At 40.1% G+C, this 18,453-nt stretch carries 15 protein-coding genes and 1 riboswitch; of the genes, 6 read left to right on the forward strand and 9 right to left on the reverse strand.

Annotated elements, in window-relative coordinates:
* The first annotated feature begins 9 nt into the window (after window positions 1-9).
* Window positions 10-2,529 (forward strand): TonB-dependent receptor plug domain-containing protein, encoded by a 2,520-nt coding sequence (locus ACTG7X_RS05615; protein ID WP_439257568.1) that lies wholly within the window; start codon window positions 10-12, stop codon window positions 2,527-2,529.
* 68 nt (window positions 2,530-2,597) lie between these two features.
* On the opposite strand, the gene ACTG7X_RS05620 is transcribed toward ACTG7X_RS05615, so the two are convergent.
* Both ACTG7X_RS05620 and ACTG7X_RS05625 read right to left on the reverse strand, forming a co-directional pair.
* Window positions 2,598-2,840, reverse strand: a complete 243-nt coding sequence (locus ACTG7X_RS05620; RefSeq protein ID WP_439257569.1) for a hypothetical protein — start codon at window positions 2,838-2,840, stop codon at window positions 2,598-2,600.
* Window positions 2,841-2,846: 6 nt separating this feature from the next.
* The gene (locus tag ACTG7X_RS05625) at window positions 2,847-3,770 is read right to left on the reverse strand and encodes an Rpn family recombination-promoting nuclease/putative transposase (RefSeq protein WP_439257570.1); all 924 of its coding nucleotides are present in this window, start codon (window positions 3,768-3,770) and stop codon (window positions 2,847-2,849) included.
* 274 nt (window positions 3,771-4,044) lie between these two features.
* On the opposite strand from ACTG7X_RS05625, the gene ACTG7X_RS05630 reads away from it, so the two are divergent.
* Window positions 4,045-6,795 carry an insulinase family protein gene (locus ACTG7X_RS05630; RefSeq protein WP_439257571.1) on the forward strand — a complete coding sequence of 917 codons (2,751 nt, stop codon included), beginning with the start codon at window positions 4,045-4,047 and terminating at the stop codon, window positions 6,793-6,795.
* Window positions 6,796-6,974: 179 nt separating this feature from the next.
* Here ACTG7X_RS05630 and ftsH read toward each other — a convergent pair whose 3' ends face one another.
* Together ftsH and rlmE are read right to left on the reverse strand one after the other, a co-directional pair.
* Window positions 6,975-8,903 carry an ATP-dependent zinc metalloprotease FtsH gene (ftsH, locus tag ACTG7X_RS05635; protein WP_439257649.1) on the reverse strand — a complete coding sequence of 643 codons (1,929 nt, stop codon included), beginning with the start codon at window positions 8,901-8,903 and terminating at the stop codon, window positions 6,975-6,977.
* A 91-nt stretch (window positions 8,904-8,994) separates the two neighbouring features.
* Window positions 8,995-9,621 (reverse strand): 23S rRNA (uridine(2552)-2'-O)-methyltransferase RlmE, encoded by a 627-nt coding sequence (gene rlmE, locus ACTG7X_RS05640; protein WP_439242533.1) that lies wholly within the window; start codon window positions 9,619-9,621, stop codon window positions 8,995-8,997.
* Between the two features lie 108 nt (window positions 9,622-9,729).
* On the opposite strand from rlmE, the gene yhbY reads away from it, so the two are divergent.
* Window positions 9,730-10,032, forward strand: coding sequence for a ribosome assembly RNA-binding protein YhbY (yhbY, locus tag ACTG7X_RS05645; RefSeq protein ID WP_439257572.1), 303 nt, complete (start codon window positions 9,730-9,732; stop codon window positions 10,030-10,032).
* A gap of 143 nt (window positions 10,033-10,175) precedes the next feature.
* Here yhbY and greA read toward each other — a convergent pair whose 3' ends face one another.
* The gene (gene greA, locus ACTG7X_RS05650; RefSeq protein WP_439242529.1) at window positions 10,176-10,655 is read right to left on the reverse strand and encodes a transcription elongation factor GreA; all 480 of its coding nucleotides are present in this window, start codon (window positions 10,653-10,655) and stop codon (window positions 10,176-10,178) included.
* A gap of 184 nt (window positions 10,656-10,839) precedes the next feature.
* On the opposite strand from greA, the gene dacB reads away from it, so the two are divergent.
* On the forward strand, window positions 10,840-12,267 hold the full coding sequence (gene dacB / locus ACTG7X_RS05655) for a serine-type D-Ala-D-Ala carboxypeptidase (RefSeq protein ID WP_439257573.1): 1,428 nt from the start codon (window positions 10,840-10,842) through the stop codon (window positions 12,265-12,267).
* A gap of 73 nt (window positions 12,268-12,340) precedes the next feature.
* Here the strand turns inward: dacB and ilvN are convergent, their stop codons facing one another.
* The 3 genes from ilvN to ACTG7X_RS05670 all read right to left on the reverse strand — a co-directional run bounded on the left by ilvN (window position 12,341) and on the right by ACTG7X_RS05670 (window position 16,393).
* The gene (ilvN, locus tag ACTG7X_RS05660) at window positions 12,341-12,832 is read right to left on the reverse strand and encodes an acetolactate synthase small subunit (protein ID WP_439257574.1); all 492 of its coding nucleotides are present in this window, start codon (window positions 12,830-12,832) and stop codon (window positions 12,341-12,343) included.
* An 11-nt stretch (window positions 12,833-12,843) separates the two neighbouring features.
* Entirely contained in the window at window positions 12,844-14,562 is a 1,719-nt protein-coding gene (locus ACTG7X_RS05665; RefSeq protein WP_439257575.1) for an acetolactate synthase 3 large subunit, read from the reverse strand.
* 292 nt (window positions 14,563-14,854) lie between these two features.
* Window positions 14,855-16,393, reverse strand: a complete 1,539-nt coding sequence (locus ACTG7X_RS05670; protein WP_439257576.1) for a Na+/H+ antiporter NhaC family protein — start codon at window positions 16,391-16,393, stop codon at window positions 14,855-14,857.
* 92 nt (window positions 16,394-16,485) lie between these two features.
* A riboswitch (Lysine riboswitch) is annotated at window positions 16,486-16,682 on the reverse strand.
* A 159-nt stretch (window positions 16,683-16,841) separates the two neighbouring features.
* Here ACTG7X_RS05670 and ACTG7X_RS05675 point away from each other — a divergent pair.
* Together ACTG7X_RS05675 and purU are read left to right on the forward strand one after the other, a co-directional pair.
* Window positions 16,842-17,240: an H-NS family histone-like protein gene (locus ACTG7X_RS05675; protein ID WP_439257577.1), complete on the forward strand. Its 399-nt coding sequence runs from the start codon at window positions 16,842-16,844 to the stop codon at window positions 17,238-17,240.
* Between the two features lie 71 nt (window positions 17,241-17,311).
* A complete protein-coding gene (gene purU, locus ACTG7X_RS05680; protein WP_439257578.1) occupies window positions 17,312-18,151 on the forward strand; it encodes a formyltetrahydrofolate deformylase in 840 nt (279 codons plus the stop codon).
* A gap of 73 nt (window positions 18,152-18,224) precedes the next feature.
* Here the strand turns inward: purU and cspE are convergent, their stop codons facing one another.
* Window positions 18,225-18,437: a transcription antiterminator/RNA stability regulator CspE gene (cspE, locus tag ACTG7X_RS05685; RefSeq protein WP_386685963.1), complete on the reverse strand. Its 213-nt coding sequence runs from the start codon at window positions 18,435-18,437 to the stop codon at window positions 18,225-18,227.
* Between the last annotated feature and the right edge of the window lie 16 nt (window positions 18,438-18,453).

Genomic DNA, 18,453 nt, shown 5'->3' on the forward strand with positions numbered 1-18,453 from the left:
GGGTAAATCATGACTAAACGTTTTTCTTATACATTATTAGCCAGCAGTATTTTGGCTAGCTTTTCTGCCCCTGTGTTTGCACAGGAAAATGACACTGAAGACAGCAGTGGCGAATCTTTGGAAACTATTGTAGTGACTGGCACATCTTTTAGCCAGCAAATGGGAACACAGACCATTACCGCTGATCAAGTCAAACACACACCGATTCGCAATAGCCATATTACTGAATTATTGCGTACCAATCCCAATGTGCAATTTTCTAATAGTGCTGATAGTGCTGCCAATGCAGGGGAAATTAAACCGAATGAAGTGAGTTTTCACGGTGAAAAATATTGGGAAAATAATTTTATTATTGACGGCATGTCGAATAATGACAATTTAAATCCAGGGGCAGATGCTAGAGGGATTGATAACAATGAGCCTTACGTTTTACCAGACGGTAACAGTCAATCGTTATGGATTGACCCAAGTTTACTCAAAACGGTGGAAGTGTTTGATAGCAATATTTCAGCCAAATACGGCAACTTCACAGGGGGTGTAATTAATGCAGAATTGAAAGACCCTAACTTAGAAAAAGCCACGGGGCGAGTGTATTACCGCACCACAAGAAGTGCGTGGGCAGATTATTATGTGACGGGGGATACCACGAATAACCGTTATCTCAATAATCATGAACACTATGTCAAACACAGTTATGGTTTTACTCATAGTACACCTGTTAATGATAAATTTGGCTTAACTTTTGCTTATGATCGCACCACATCTGAAATTGATTACTATCATACTGATTTGCGTTATGCTGATGGCGGATTAGTGCCAAATCATCAAAAACGAGTAAATGAAACCTTCTTATTACGTGGGGTATATTTGCCTGATAATGGCGATTTATGGCGTGCTACCTTGATTTATTCTCCGCATAAAGCGGAAAAACCGACAAATAATGTGATTAACGGGCGTTACACTGAAACAGGCGGTGGGATTCAAGGCAGTATTGAATGGGAAAAACAATTTGCTAATTTAGAAATGAAAACCCATTTAGGCTATAAAAAAACAGGTAATGAACGAGAATATGGTAGCGACTATTATGTTCAATATAATGCTGAATATACCGATGATTATCTCTACGAAAGCCGTTACGGTGGCACAGGTAGAGTTTATACGGAAAAAGAAAGCTACACTGCTAAACAAGACTTTAAACTCAAAGAGTTTGATTTAGGAGCGACTTCCCATAATCTCTCTTTTGGTTGGTCAGCGGAATTATCCAAAGCCCAATATAAACGGGATAGAGCAGGTTCACAATATTATTACACTAACAGTAATAATGTCATATGTAATGGTGCTGATTTCTGTCAAGACGGTGTAGGCTATGCAAGCACTCTCCAATATTATGCCACAAGAAATATTAAAGCCGATGATCATGATTATGGTGCATATCTGCAAGATAACATCAAATGGGGGCGTTTAGAAACCACCCTTGGCTTGCGTGTGGACTACAATAAATTCTATGGTAACACCTCATTGGCACATCGTTTGTCGACTTCTTATGATGTATTTGGCGATCAAAGCACGCAAATTTTCGGGGGGGCAAACCGTTATTATGCTCGTTCAAATTTGGCTCAAAAATTGCGTCAAGGCATTGCACAAACTGAACGTTATAATCGTGGGTTAAATACCGATAATACGGTAGGGGACTGGGAATTCAATTCCTCATTCTATAATGGTGTTAGACGCACCATGAATAAAGTCAAAACCCCGTATAACGATGAATTTGTGTTGGGGCTTAACCAAAAATTATGGGATCATAATTTAACCGTGAAATGGGTGCATCGTAACAGCCGTGATCAATTAGGCACTCAACAACGCATTATTGACGGCACAGCCTATCATGTTTGGGTCAATAACGGGACATCTAAAAATGATACCATTTCCATTGCCTTAAATTCAGCCAAAACCTATCAATTTAAAGGCATTGAATTGGATTGGACATTAGCAGGATCTATTTATCATTATCGCACCAATAACCGTAATTATGATTCTACTACGGTTTCTGATATCTATTCAAAAGCCATTTATAATGGGCAATTATACGATAGCGAAGAAATTCCACCCGCAGACTATAATGCGCCGTGGAAAATCTTAGGCACAATTCGCACTAAATTCCCAAGCATTAACCTATCATGGGATCATACCTTGAGTTATACGGGTAAAAAAACCCAACGTACCACATCTGACTACCCTTATTATTGTAATGGTGCAAGCAGTACGGGTTCAGTTGCCACAGCGGCGGTATGCGGTGATTATGTGGGCGAGGTGACGCAATACTATGATGAAAGCATTCCAGGTTACTTTAACCTTGACTGGCGTTTTACTTACACCCAGCCAACGGTCAAAGATCAATATCTTGAGATCACATTAGATGTCAACAATGTACTGAATAAACAAGTGCCTGTAAGTACATCTGCCAGCACGGCAAGACCTTACTGGCGTATGGGTAGAAACTTCTGGTTAGGTGTGAGTTATAATTGGTAATACTTAACCTTACATAGCAAAAACGCTCTTATTTTTTAAGAGCGTTTTTTTACAAGCCGCAAATATACTTAATGAACACTTTCCCTTAGTTTTTCAATCTCGGCAAGGGATAAGCCGATAATCTCAGAGATAGTCTGCGTATCAAAACCACGGTGAAGCATAGTTAGGGCGTTTTCTTTCATCGTATTTAATCGTCCTTGTTCAAGTCCTTCTTTAATCCCTAATAAAACGCCTTCCTGCCGTCCTTTTGTTTCCCAATATTCATGCACAGCATATTTGTCCCATTTGCATTTAAGACTGACATCATACATGGTTTTTTATCCCTTATTGGGTTGTAGTTTTTCAATATCTTCAACAGAAACGCCTATGTATTTAGCAATAGTTTTTACATCTAATCCAAGAGCAAACATATTTGTGACACTTGCTTTCAGCGTTTCTAAACGTCCCTCCAATCGACCTTCCAATCGACCTTCTGAGCGACCTTGTTCAATCCCTAGTCTAATTCCCTTATTAGTCGCTGAGCTTAACAAAGAATATTCATCCCATTTGCGTTTAAGACTGACATCATACATTTTTTGCTCCTTCTTATCTAAATTGCTGTATTCCGCAATTTCAAAGACTTTTTCAAAAATTGGGTCATCTAAAAAATCAGGTAATTCATTGAATTTTACGATATTTTTTAGTACATACAGCCATTTTTCTAAAGTAGTGGTCAACTGTTCTCTTGACTTAATATTAATTAACTCAACATAGATGAAGCCAAGTTTATCATAAAAAATTTCTCCTGTCTGTTTGTTGCAAAGGCAAATATCGTGCAAATAGTCATGGCTGTCAGAAAATTTAAATCCGTCCATAATGGCTATAACGTAGACTTCGGTGATAGCGTATTGCCATTCATCTCGCCCACCTTTTGGCGCTTGATCGCTGAGCAATTTTGCCCCGTAATAGATGGTGCGTTGTTTGAAGTTATCTTGATCACTGCGCTGCATTTCAATAATAAATTGAGTGTCATCCTCGGCGGTGCAAGTTAAATCAAAAATCACTGAGCCGAGTTTTGATGTATTGCCGACATGTTCATTTTGGTTGTAAATCAAATCTTTAATCACTTTTTTACCTTTAAAAAGTTCATTTAAAAACGCCACTAAGATTTCTTTATGGGACTCCATACCAAAAATGCGTTTAAAACCGTAGTCGGTCGTGAGATCAATGTAGCGTGAATGTTGTTGCGTGTATTGTTGCATAGTGTTGCTCCTGTTTTGAATAAGTGGGAGCATTATTAACTGCGGTTGGAATCTGACAAGATTTTTATTTCAATTTTGGAATCAAGATCACAAAATTAACAATTTTTCAGTACAAAAAGAAGAGCTTTGCTTGAAAAATGGATGTTGAAAATTGGCATTATGCTTACCTACTAAACCCCTGTGTAAAAATGGATAATGGTTTATTTTATGAATTGATTAGGCTAAAATGAAACTCTTTTAACGTTTAACTAGCAAAATATAAGCCACCTAATCTATGCTTTTTTTCTTCCACTTATTACTTGTTTTGATGTTTGCTTTGCAACAATCTGCTCAAGCTGATGATCGCCAGCCTATTAGCGGTCAACTGGATAATGGGTTGCGTTATGCTCTTATGCCATTGCATGAAGATAAAGGGCGAGTGGAAATTCGCCTAAAAGTCAATGCAGGAGCAGTGGATGAAACTGATGAGCAAACTGGTGTGGCGCATATGGTGGAACATTTAACCTTTCGTGCTTCGAAAAAATATCCCCATGGCATTATGCCCTATTTGCATGCTCAACAATGGCAACGCGGACGACATTATAATGCGGTAACCACCAATGACAGCACCACTTACCTGTTCTCTCCCCCACGAAAACCCGATTTAAATCAACTGTTTGATGTGCTATCTCAAATGCTGTTTTACGCTAAAATCACTGCAACAGATTTAGATGATGAACGTAAAATTATCCTCGAAGAATGGCGACAAGGGCAAGGCGTGAGCGAACGTATGAATCGTTTACGCACCAATGCGGTGCGTGTTGATTCACGTTATACTCGCTCCCCAGTGATTGGCACGCAAGAAAGCATTATGAACATGCCTGCCGAAAACTTGCAAAATTTCTACCGCACTTGGTATGTACCGAACAATATGCAATTGCTGATTGTGGGCGATATTGATGTGGCACAAACAGAACAATTCATTCAGCAATATTTTGCTCCGATTCCAGCCAAAACATTGCCACAACGGGATTATTATGAACCTCGCTTAAGCGATACGTTACGCACTATTCAATTGCAAGATCCGCAAAGTGGCATGAGCCAAGTGGCTTATATTGTCCGTTTTGATGAACATCATTTACGTCAACAAAGTGAACAAGGGCGTTACCTACGTTTATTGGATCGCATTGCCTTAAATTTACTTACGCAACGTTTACGTAACCAACAAAGCGAACTGCCACAAGGGGTCAATAGCCTTGTAGTGCGGAAATCAGACATTGGTAAAACCACCGTGGCATTGGGCATTTTTGCAGGGGTGGATGAACAATCCCATGCTCAAGGCTTACAACAAATTTTTAATGAAATTGAACGGCTCAAACAGCACCCTTTTACCCAGCAGGATTTAACCAAGCAAAAAGCCCTGATTCAACAACAAATTGATAAAGCTCGCCAAGTCAATAACGAGCGAGATTTTGCCAAATGGGTGCAAGTGATGCAAGAAACCTTACTCGCCGATAAACCCTATTATAGCCAACAGGAACTCGCCGAATTGACCGAACCCTTATTGCAAAAAATCACCCTTGATGAGGTAAATCGGCATATTCAGCGTTGGTTTAAACAACCAGATCGCATTGTACAATATCAAGCACCGCGTTTAACCCAAATTGAACCGATCACACAAGAAATGGTGGTGAATTTGCAACAAAAAGCGGAAAAAACGCGTTTTTCTGAACCCGTGCAAGAAAAAATTATTCCCTTAAAAACCTTTCCTGACATTAAACAAACAGGAACGATTATCGCGGAAAAATCCTATCCCGAACAGAATGTGATCTACTTTACCCTATCCAACGGCGATAAAGTAGTTTGGTTAAAAAGCGAGTTGGCTAATGACAGCACTTATTTTCAAACCCAAAGCAGTGCAGGTTTTCAAGGGGAGGGGCTAGGCTATTGGCAAAGCCAAATCGCCAGCCAATTACTTATGCAAAATGCTCCGTTAAATTGGACGGAAGAAGAAATCGAGCATTGGAAAAAACAGCATAATATCAACTTATTAGCCAAACAAAGTGAACAAAAATTATCTTTTAGTGCGGTGGTTAAAAATACTCATTTGGCGGATTTGTTGCGTTTATATTATGCCTACCAACAGGAAACCGAGATTACGCAAGGCTTAGAAGATGTCAAAAAACAAATGATTAAAGCCCTTGATTTAACTCATAAAAACACCCTAGAAAATCAACAAATTAAAACCCTCACGCAATTACGTTACGGAGTCGAACGCACGGATGTCCTGCCGAATTTAGAAGAATTACAGGATCTTAGCTATTCAAAATTGCAACAACAATGGCAACAAATGCGAGATGCCCCAACCACTTATTATGTGTTGAACAATATGGAATACGACCAAATAAAAACGGTTATTCAACAATATTTAAGCACGATTCCACGCCAACAAGCCCTTGCAAGCCAGCAAACCCAGCCATTGACGGGCGTTGACCGCCGTGATTTTGCCATGAATATCGCCCCGAAAAATGACGTGCGACTTTGGACATTCCAACCCCACAAATGGCAAGGAAAAGATGCGGTTTTAGTGTCATTACTTCGCCAAATTGCTAGTCAAAAACTCAAATTATCCTTACGCGATGAACATCTCGGCGTATATAGCTTACGCTTTGAAAGCCAGCTCAACCCAGAAACACAACGCATTGAAAGCGAACTGTATTTCACAGCTAATCCCGTTAAAACCCATGAGCTGATTAAACAGGCTCAACAGGTATTACAACATTTGGCTGAACAGATTACCGAAAGCGACGTACAAGTAGCGAAAAAACAATTTATACAAGCCGAAAAAGAACGCCAAAAATCCCCTTACATTTGGTTAAATCGCTTAATGTTAAGCGACAATCAATTCAATTCGCCCCAATATCTCACCGAATTACATCAATTGGCGGAAAATATCACCCTTGATAACATTCAAGCAATGGCAAAACAGATTTATCAACCCAATAATGTCAAAGTGTTTGTTATCACGCAGAAAACAGAAAAATAAGAGAAATGACAGCGCAATTTTTTACAGGGATGGAACAAAAATAAAAATCCCAAAAAACTTGCGAAAAAAACACCGCACTTTTGGGATTTTTATTGTGGGCGAGCTGATTTCAGTACGCCCTAATTATTTAGGAACAGATTACCCGAGTCCTTTACACGAAGATAAGTTAAAGTTGTACCTTAAAAATCTTTGCCATTTTTATCCGCACTTTCTATTGTCGAAGTTGGATTATTAGATTGAGGCGCCTCAGTCTTATCTTCTGGCTGAGTCGGTTCATCCTGTTTCTTGTCGTCCCAACCACTCGGTGCCGTCACAGGTTCACGGTTCATCAGTTGTTTAATTTGTTCTTCTTCAATGGTTTCATATTTTACTAAGGCATCTTTCATGGCATGTAAAATATCCATATTGTCGACCAAAATTTGTCTGGCACGATCGTAGTTTCTCGCCACGATAGCACGCACTTCTTCATCAATCACGTGAGCCGTTTCATCAGACATGTGTTTGGCTTTTGCCATTGAGCGTCCGAGGAACACCTCGCCGTCATCTTCGGTATAAAGAATCGGGCCTAGCTTGTCAGAAAAACCCCATTGGGTCACCATATTACGCGCAATATTGGTGGCCACTTTAATATCGTTCGAGGCACCCGTAGAAATATTTTCTTCTCCATAAATCAAGTCTTCCGCTAAACGTCCCGCATACAAAGTAGAAAGTTTACTTTCTAATTGTTTTTGGCTAATGCTCACTTGATCGCCTTCTGGTAAGAAGAACGTCACCCCTAAGGCACGGCCTCGAGGAATAATGGTTACTTTATGCACAGGATCATGTTCTGGCACCAAATAACCCACAATGGCATGCCCTGCCTCATGATAAGCCGTGCTTTCTTTTTGTTTGTCGGTCATAATCATGGTGCGACGTTCAGGGCCCATATTGATTTTGTCTTTGGCTTTTTCAAAATCTAACATGGTCACCACACGTTTGTTACTGCGTGCAGCAAACAAAGCGGCCTCGTTCACAAGGTTGGCCAAATCGGCGCCTGAATAGCCTGGGGTGCCACGAGCAAGTGTCATTGCATCGACATCTTTTTCAATCGGCACTTTACGCATATGTACTTTAAGAATTTGCTCACGACCCCGAACGTCTGGCAAACCTACCACCACTTGACGGTCAAAACGACCTGGACGAACCAAGGCGGGATCCAGTACATCTGGGCGGTTGGTGGCCGCAATCACGATAATCCCCTCTTTGCCCTCAAAACCGTCCATTTCCACTAGCATTTGGTTTAAGGTCTGTTCACGTTCATCATGACCACCACCAAGACCTGCACCACGTTGACGGCCAACCGCATCAATTTCATCAATAAAAATTAAACAAGGCGCATTTTTCTTCGCTTGTTCGAACATATCACGGACACGAGAGGCGCCCACGCCCACAAACATTTCCACAAAGTCCGATCCCGAAATAGTGAAAAATGGCACTTTTGCCTCGCCGGCAATGGCTTTAGCAATCAAGGTTTTACCTGTACCCGGAGGACCCACCATTAATACACCTTTCGGAATTTTACCGCCAAGATTTTGGAATTTACTTGGATCACGTAAGAAGTCCACGATTTCGCCCACTTCTTCTTTAGCTTCATCACAACCCGCCACATCCGCAAAGGTGGTTTTAATTTGTTCTTTATTCAGCATTTTGGCACGGCTTTTACCAAAGCTCATGGCCTTACCGCCACCGCCTTGCATTTGGCGCATAAAGAACACCCACACGCCGACCAAAAATAGCATTGGGAACCAAGACACTAAAATTTGCGAGAATAAACTACGTTGTTCTGGCAACGCTCCTTCAACTTTGACTTTTTGTTTTAGCAAATCGTTGAGAATTTGACGATCTTCTAATGGGGTTGGTAATACAGTGGTATATTTGGTACCATCTCGTTTGGTGACAAAAATTTCCCCGACTTCATTAAATTTCGTTTGGGAAATTTGTTGATTTTCCACATCTGTCATAAATGTTGTGTAATCAATACGACTCGTCGAATCAGTTGAATTAAATCCTTGGTATGCTGTCATCATCACGACGGCAATAACCACCCAAAGGACCAGATTTTTAATCATATCGTTCAAGGTTTGACCCCATTGTTATTAAAGTTAAAAAATTGTTGTTAGCTTACTATAAAATGACCATTAATCAAAACAATCAATGCAATTAATGTTTATAACCCGTCGCCACAATATACACTTCACGGGAACGTTCTCTTGAGGCTTCCGGTTTACGCACTTTCACCACACTAAATAATGCGCGAATTTCACGTAAATAGTCATCAAATCCCTCGCCTTGGAACACTTTCACCACAAAACTGCCTTTGTTGGCTAGCACCTGTTTGCACATATCCAAGGCCAATTCGACCAAATACATGGCTCGTGGAATATCTACTGAGGGCATGCCACTAAAGTTGGGAGCCATATCCGACATGACCACGTCTACTTTAGCCTCGCCCACGCGTTCCAATAATGCGGCAAGCACATTTTCATCACGAAAATCCCCTTGCAAGAAATCCACGCCCACCATCGGATCCATTTCCAAAATATCACAAGCAATCACTCGGCCTTTGCCGCCGATTTGGGTCACCACATATTGCGACCAACCACCCGGTGCAGCGCCCAGATCCACAACTGTCATGCCCTGCTTAAACAAGCGATCAGTTTGTTGAATTTCGTCGAGTTTAAAGTAAGCCCGAGAGCGCAATTTCTGCTTATGTGCTTTCTGTACAAATTGATCTTTAAAATGTTCATTTAACCAACGGCTTGAACTTGCCGATCTTTTTCTTCCCATAATTTCTTAAATTTTGTGGTAGTTTCCTTAATATAAGGGTAAAATTGCCGAATTCAACCAAACTGCGGTATTTTTCACCGCACTTTTTTTACAATTAGGATATTATTTATGTCAATGACATTATCAACCAAACAAAAACAATTTTTGAAAGGCCTCGCCCATCATTTAAATCCTGTCGTCATGCTCGGCGGTAACGGATTAACCGAGGGGGTGCTTGCAGAAATTGACAACGCATTAAATTATCACGAACTGATTAAAGTCAAAGTGGCGGGTGCCGATCGTGATACTAAACAACTGATTATTGACGCCATTGTACGTGAAACGCAATCCGTTGCAGTACAAACCATTGGCCACATTGTGGTGCTATATCGTCAAAGCGAAGATAAAAAAATTCAGTTGCCGAAAAAATAACCCTCACCCTAGCCCTCTCCCATAGGGAGAGGGGATTTTCCCGAGATAAGAAAAATAATCCTCACATTGGGAGCAAATTTTACGTCCTCTCCCTTTGGGAAAGGACGGAGAAAATCCGTTAGGATTTTCGGGAAGTGAGGGTATTATTTATATTCCACTTCCACAATATCAAATTCCACCTTGCCGCCGGGTGTCGTAATTGTCACGGTGTCATCAACTTCTTTTCCCACTAACCCACGTGCAATGGGGGAATTGACTGAAATTAACCCTTGTTTAATATCCGCTTCATCATCACCGACAATTTGATAACTCACTTCTTCTTCCGTATCGACATTCAGCAACACCACCGTCGCCCCAAAAATCACCTTACCATTATTTGGCATTTTGGTAACATCAATAATTTGACAATTCGCCAGTTTGCCCTCAATTTCTTGAATACGCCCCTCGCAAAAGCCTTGTTGCTCACGGGCCGCATGATATTCGGCGTTTTCTTTTAAATCACCATGTTCACGCGCTTCAGCAATGGCTTTAATAATTTCAGGACGGCGGGTATTTTTTAAGAAATCAAGTTCTTCTCTTAATAATGCCGCACCACGCACGGTCATTGGAATTTGTTTTAACATCAATCCATTTCCTTTTTTTAGGTAAAAACAAAACCACGGCATTGTTTTTTATTTGCTTTTTAAGCAATGGCAATGTCGTAGTCTATTAAAAATGTCAGGTTAATAGAGAAAAATATTTACTCTCTCTTATTCAGGGGCTATTATTGTTCGTCTGACAAAAAATAGCAACCCCAAAAACACAACAATGAAAAATTTAACTAAAAAATGGCTATTTACAAGCCTCCTCTTTTCTTCTCAACTCTTTGCGCAGGTGGATGTTCCCACCATTGCACAACAACTTCCCCAAGGCACAAGTTTAGGTTTTGTGGCCAAAAATCTGCAAACTAATCAAATTGTGGTACAACATCATGCGAGCACCTTTATGCTGCCAGCCAGTACACAAAAAGTATTCACTGCGCTGGCAGCGAAATTAACCTTAGGCGATCAATTTCAATTTGAAACGAGTTTGTTGACCAACGGCAAAGTGCAAAATAACAGCTTAAACGGTGATTTAATAGTAAAATTCACGGGGGATCCGGATTTAACCAGTGGCCAACTTTACAATCTCTTAGCGGAGCTCAAAAAACAAAATATTCAGCATATTACGGGAAATTTAATTTTAGACACTTCCGTGTTTGCAAGCCATGACCGTGGTATAGGTTGGATTTGGAATGATTTAACCATGTGTTTTAATGCCCCTCCCGCCGCCGCTAATATCGATAATAACTGCTTTTATGTGGAATTAGATGCGAATCAAAATGTGGGTGAAAATGTGAAATTTAATGTTCCCTCACAATATCCTATTCAAGTGTTTGGACAAGTCCAAGTCGTCAGCAAAGAAGAGGCTGGTTTTTGTCAAATCGACGCCGTGGTGAACGACAACAATCGTTATCAAATTAAAGGCTGTATTGCTCGCCAAAGTAAACCTTTTGGTTTGAGTTTTGCCGTGCAAGATCCAAGCGCTTATGCGGTGGCAATTATACAACGCCAACTCAACCGATTGGGTATTCAATTTAAAGGCAATATACAATTTCCACGTCAACCACAAAAAGGTACATTATTAGCCCAACATTTTTCCAAACCATTGCCGGATTTATTAAAAAAAATGATGAAAAAATCCGATAACCAAATTGCAGATGCCATTTTCCGTACCGTGGCTTATCGATATTACCAACGTCCAGCCTCTTTTAATTTAGGCGCCATGGCATTAAAAAATATTTTAGCCAAACAAGCCAATATCAAATTTGGCAACAGTATTGTGGCAGATGGTTCAGGATTATCACGGCATAATCTTATTGCGCCCGAAAGCATGTTACAAGCGTTAGAATATATCGCCAAAAATGAGGATAAATTACATCTGCTAGAAACTTTCCCGATTGCAGGCGTCGACGGCACCATTAGTGGACGAGGCAGTTTGATTCAGGCTCCCCTCGTCAAAAATGTGATTGCCAAAACGGGTTCACTCAAAGGGGTGTATAATTTGGCGGGGTTTATAACTAATGCCCGTGGTGAGAAAATTGCTTTCGTGCAGTTTATTAATGGCTATTCCACAGGCGAGCTAGAAAATAAAACCAAACGTGCGCCATTAGTACAATTTGAAAGTCAGATTTATAATAAAATCTATCAGGAATAGCGTTGCGCTAAGAAAAATAAGGGTTCTCCATATTGAGACCCCTTTTTTATCATAAGATAAAATAAAACGCTGATTACAGCATATTTTTTTCGCCCCGAGAAAGGCTAATCAAACCTGAACGCACAATCTCTAACACATTGGTTTCTTCTTTTAACGCATGAATAAACGCATCCAATTTATCTTTGGTACCCGATAGCTGAACAGTATAAGATTTGGTTGTCACATCCACGATTTGGCCTCGGAAAATATCGGCTAAGCGTTTGATCTCGTCACGTGACGTGCCTGTCGCACGTACTTTAACTAACATCACTTCACGTTCCACATGATCGCAATCGCTTAAACTGATCACTTTAAACACATCAACCAATTTATGTAATTGCTTTTCAATTTGTTCTAATATCTGTTCATCACCTGAGGCTTCAATGGTCATCCGTGAAAGGGTCGGATCATCTGTAGGCGCCACGGTTAGACTTTCAATGTTAAACGCACGTTGTGAAAATAAGGCGACCACACGGGATAAGGCACCAGATTCATTTTCTAATAATACTGATAAAATTCTACGCATTTTGTTTCTCCTTATTCTTTTTCTGGTGCGCCTAACAACATTTCATTCATTGCCCCACCCCGTATTTGCATTGGATACACATTTTCGGTAGCGTCGATCAACACATCTACAAAGACTAATTTGTCTTTAATGGCAAAGGCTTGAGTGAGCTTTTCTTCTAATTCATCAGCATGATTAATTTGAATCCCCACGTGTCCATAGGCCTCGGCTAATTTCGTAAAATCAGGCAACGAATTCATATACACTTGTGAATGACGACCTGAATAAATTAAATCTTGCCATTGTTTCACCATGCCTAAGAAACGGTTATTTAAACTCACAATCACAACGGGCGTGTCATATTGTTTGACAGTGGACAATTCTTGAATATTCATTTGAATACTGCCGTCCCCCGTTACACACACCACGGTGCTGTCTGGATGGGCAAATTTCACCCCAATCGCTGCCGGCAAACCAAAGCCCATGGTGCCTGCACCGCCTGAGTTGATCCAACGGCGTGGTTCATCAAAGGGATAATGTAACGCCACGAACATCTGATGTTGTCCCACATCAGAGGCAATATAAGCGTCGCCTTTGGTTAAGCGATAAATGGTTTCAATCACCGCTTGTGGCTTAATTTCTTTCGAAGTGCGGTCAAATTCAAGGCATTTTTTCGCTTTCCATTGATCGATTTGTTGCCACCATTCCGTTAAATCCGATTGAGATTTGGCTAAATTTTCATCTTGTAATAAGGCTAAAAATTCGCTAAACACATTATCCACACTGCCAACAATCGGAATGGCTGCCGGAATATTTTTTGAAATTGAGGTTGGGTCAATATCAATTTGAATGATTTTGGCATGTGGACAATATTTTTTTACATTATTGGTGGTGCGATCATCAAAGCGCACCCCAACCCCTAAAATCAAATCCGAGTCGTGCATGGCACAGTTGGCCTCATAAGTCCCGTGCATGCCAAGCATGCCTAAGAATTGACGATCCGTTGAGGGATACGCTCCCAATCCCATTAAGGATGACGTCACCGGTAAATTTAATAATTTGGCAAATTGACGCACTTTGTCACTGCTGTTGTTAATCACCACCCCGCCGCCTACGTACAACACCGGTTTTTTCGCCACCAATAAGGCTTTTAAGGCTTTTTTAATTTGCCCTTTATGACCTTGCGAATTTGGGTTATAAGAACGTAAGCTCACCTCTTTTGGATATTCATAAGGATATTTATTGGCCGGATTGACCATATCTTTAGGAATATCAATCACCACAGGACCCGGTCGCCCCGTAGAGGCAATATAAAAGGCCTTTTTAATGATTTCTGGAATCTGTTCAGGATATTGAATAATAAAGCTGTGTTTCACCACAGGGCGGGTAATCCCAATGGTATCGCACTCTTGGAATGCGTCGGTGCCGATTAAATTAGAGGGTACTTGTCCCGTTAAAACCACCAACGGCACGGAATCCGCATAGGCGGTGGCGATCCCCGTAATCGCATTGGTGGCACCGGGGCCTGAAGTCACTAACACGCAGCCCACTTCCCCCGTAGAACGCGCATAACCATCAGCCATATGCACGGCGGCTTGTTCATGACGAACCAACACATGCTCAATGCCACCTAAGGTATGGATAGCGTCATAAATATCTAACACCGATCCACCCGGATAGCCAAACAAAAATTTTACTCCCTGATCACGCAACGACTGCACAACCATTTCTGCGCCTGATAATTTCTTCATAAAATCACTCCGTTTTTACTCATTATTCTTGCCGAATTTTAACCGCACTTTTTACTTCAAGTACAATCTTCGGTATCACTGTAAAGTCAGTGTACTAAATTTTGATTAATTGTCTATTCTTTTTTTTTGCCATAAAACCCGAATTAATCAGAATAAAATTCTAAATTTATAAATATAACGATATTTAATAAATAAAAATCATCTAAAAAATAAAAAATGCGACATAAAGCCGCATTTTATAAAAACAAAACAAAATAAAATTTTATTTAAAAATTTTCATCAGATCACAATTTTAGCGTTTTCTACTGATCAATATCGTGATAAACAACACGGCACCCGTCGTAATAAAACCTAACCAACCAGACTGAGTGAAACCGATCACTAAATAACCAATGGTGGTCGCTAATGCCACTAATAACGCATAAGGCAACTGTGTCGTCACATGATCAATATGGTTACATTTCGCTCCCGTTGAGGATAAAATCGTGGTATCTGAAACAGGTGAACAATGGTCACCACATACCGCCCCCGCCATGACCGCTGACAAGCAAGGCAACAATAATTCCGGTGAGGCATTCACCGCAATAGCAGCCGCAATCGGTAACATAATCCCAAAGGTTCCCCAACTGGTGCCCGTTGAAAAGGCCATGGCCGCCCCTAAAACAAAGAGGATTGCAGGTAAAAAGGCTGGATTTAAATTGTCAGAAATTAAGGTAGACAAGTATTTTCCCGTTTGCATATCGCCCACAATTTTATTAATCGTCCAAGCGAAGAATAAAATGGCAATGGCGCCTAACATGGATTTCACACCCACCCACCAAGATTTTCCGTATTCGTTTAAACTCACATTGCGGTTAGCTAAAATTAATAAGCTCGATACCACCAAAGCACAAACACCACCCACTACTAAGGAAATCCCAACGGTGGTATTCTCAAAGGCGCCCAACACGCTAAACGGTTTACCATCTGCACTTAACACATCATTACCGGTTTTCATCATCATTGCCACGGTGGCGACAATCAAGGTGATAATTGGCAACACCAAATTGCGCACTTTCCCCGAGCTTTGCTCTTGCACTTCGCTTTCTTCCGTCGCTTGTGCTAACGCCAACTGTTCATGCGTTGCCATTGGACCAATATCAAAAGAAAAATACGCCACCACAAAAACCATCACCATAGAGAAAATCGCATAGAAATTCATCGCACTCATGGTCATAAAGGCACTAAATGGCGAATAACCGGTAATGGCATGTTCTGCTAATAAGCCCGCAATCAGGGTCATAATATAGGCCCCCCAACTGGAAACGGGCATCATCACGCACATTGGTGCGGCGGTGGAGTCTAAAATATAAGCCAATTTTGCACGTGACACATGAAATTTATCAGTGACAGGACGTGCAATGGCGCCTACCGCTAAACTATGAAAATAGTCATCAATAAAGGTCACAAACACCAAACAGGCCGCCATTAATTTCGCCCCACGACGCCCTTTAATGCGCTTTTGCGCCCATTCAGCAAAGGCTTGATTACTGCCCGACACGCTCAAAAGTGCGGTTAAAATTCCCAGCAATAATAAGAAAAGAATAATATGAAGATTGCTGTCATTGAAAGCAAACTGACCTTGTTCGTCCACTTCATAAATTAATGAAGAGACACGTTCAAAAAGATAGCTCAGTGTTGATCCCACCTGAGCATTGGTGAGCATTAAAGCACCCACAATAATACCAATACTTAATGACAACAAGACTTTACGGGTAATAATCGCCAACCCGAGCGCTAATAATGGCGGTACAACCGACCAAATTGAGGAGGAAAAATCGATAAGATCCATACGTTCTACCTAAAGTAAGGGAGAACCACTGACATTACTTTCATCATAAAACCAATGAAAATAATTTAGCAATAAAGGCAGTAAAAACCACCCCTAACAGTAGCGCTCCATAGTAAATAAAGTGGCGTAATAAATTACACCCTCGACTATGACAGTAACGTTTCTTTCGATAACGTCACCAACCAATTAAAATGACTTTTAATTGATTTCGGCGAATATTCCTTTCCTTTTTCTTCTTCGTTATCCACTCGGAAAAAATACTTATAATATCCGCACCTCTACATTTGTAGGATGTGCAAAGATTACCTCAATAATGGACAAATGCCAATAGGTATGAAAAATATTTTTTCATTATTTCCGTAAAAAACAAAATATTTACAAAAAACAAGAATAAGGATATGATTATTCATATCTAATTTTAAATTAACTTATCACTGGAGAATATAATATGAGTAACCTCGTAAATGTATTAACTAACTTACGTAGCTTACGTGCGGCAATTAATACGATTGACTTAGCTAAAGCAGAACAAGTCTTAGAAAAATTACAACTTATTATTGATGAAAAACGCAAAGCCGCCGAGGCGCAAGTGGCGGAAATCAAAGCACGTCAAGAGCTGATAAAAAAATATCAAGCTGAACTGAAAGAAAAAGGGATTTCCTTATCTGAATTAATTGATAATCATGCAGAAAACAAAGTCAAAAAACAACGCACTTCACTGCCTGCAAAATATCAATATATTGATGACAATGGTGAACAACGTACTTGGAGTGGTCAAGGTCGTACGCCGAAAGCTATTAAAAATGCCTTAGATGCAGGAAAATCCTTAGACGATTTTAAACTCTAATTCGCCTCACTTTTCCGATAAAACCCATTAATTAATGGGTTTTATTTATCTCCAATACAAAGAAAACGCATATGATTGAAAATAAAATTTTATTAACCGACTGTCCTGATGATAAAGGACTTATCGCAAAGATTACGAATATTTGTTATAAGCACCAATTAAATATTATACATAATAACGAATTTGTGGATTTTGAAACCAAACATTTCTTTATGCGCACCGAATTACAAGGTATTTTTAATGAAGAAACCTTGCTAGCGGATTTAAATTTTAGTTTACCACAAGGGACAAACTGCCGTTTAATTGATAGTTGCCGAAAAAAACGTATTGTAATTTTAGTCACCAAAGAGGCCCATTGTTTAGGTGATATATTAATGAAAACCTATTATGGCGGCTTAGATCTTGAAATTGCGGCGGTCGTCGGCAATCATGAACATTTACGTTCCCTTGTTGAACGCTTTGATGTGCCTTTTCATTGTATTAGTCACGAAAATTTAACACGTGTAGAACATGATAAATTATTGGCCGACAAAATTGATGAATATCAGCCTGATTTTATTGTGCTCGCCAAATATATGCGTGTATTAAATCCTGAATTTGTCGCTCGTTATCCAAATCGAGTGATCAATATTCACCATTCTTTTTTACCGGCCTTTATTGGTGCGAATCCCTATAAACGGGCTTATGAACGTGGGGTAAAAATTATTGGGGCAACCGCACATTTTATTAATAATGAATTAGATGAGGGCCCAATTATTATGCAAAATGTCATCAATGTGGATCATACTTATTCCGCAGAAATGATGATGAAAGCGGGACGAGATGTGGAAAAAACCGTATTAAGTCGTGCGTTAGATTTAGCAATTCATGATCGGTTATTTGTGTTCCAAAATAAAACCATTATTTTATAAACCTAATTTAACACCCAATATAAAAAAATCCCCAGAAATTATCTGGGGATTAAAATTCGCAATAAATAATTTATTATTTAATCACAACAACATCAATTGCCGCAGGACCACGTTGAGAATCTTGTACATTATATTCTACGTTGTCACCTTCGTTTAAAGTTTTGTAGTTGTCACCCACGATACCAGAGAAATGAACGAATAAATCTTTTCCGCCATTTGCTGGAGTGATGAAACCAAAACCTTTATCAGAGTTGAACCATTTTACAGAACCGTTTAATTTAGACATGTTGTCTTCCTTATAT

It is taken from the genome of Lonepinella sp. BR2271, from assembly GCF_051851515.1.
In the GTDB taxonomy this organism is placed as follows: Bacteria; Pseudomonadota; Gammaproteobacteria; order Enterobacterales; family Pasteurellaceae; genus Lonepinella.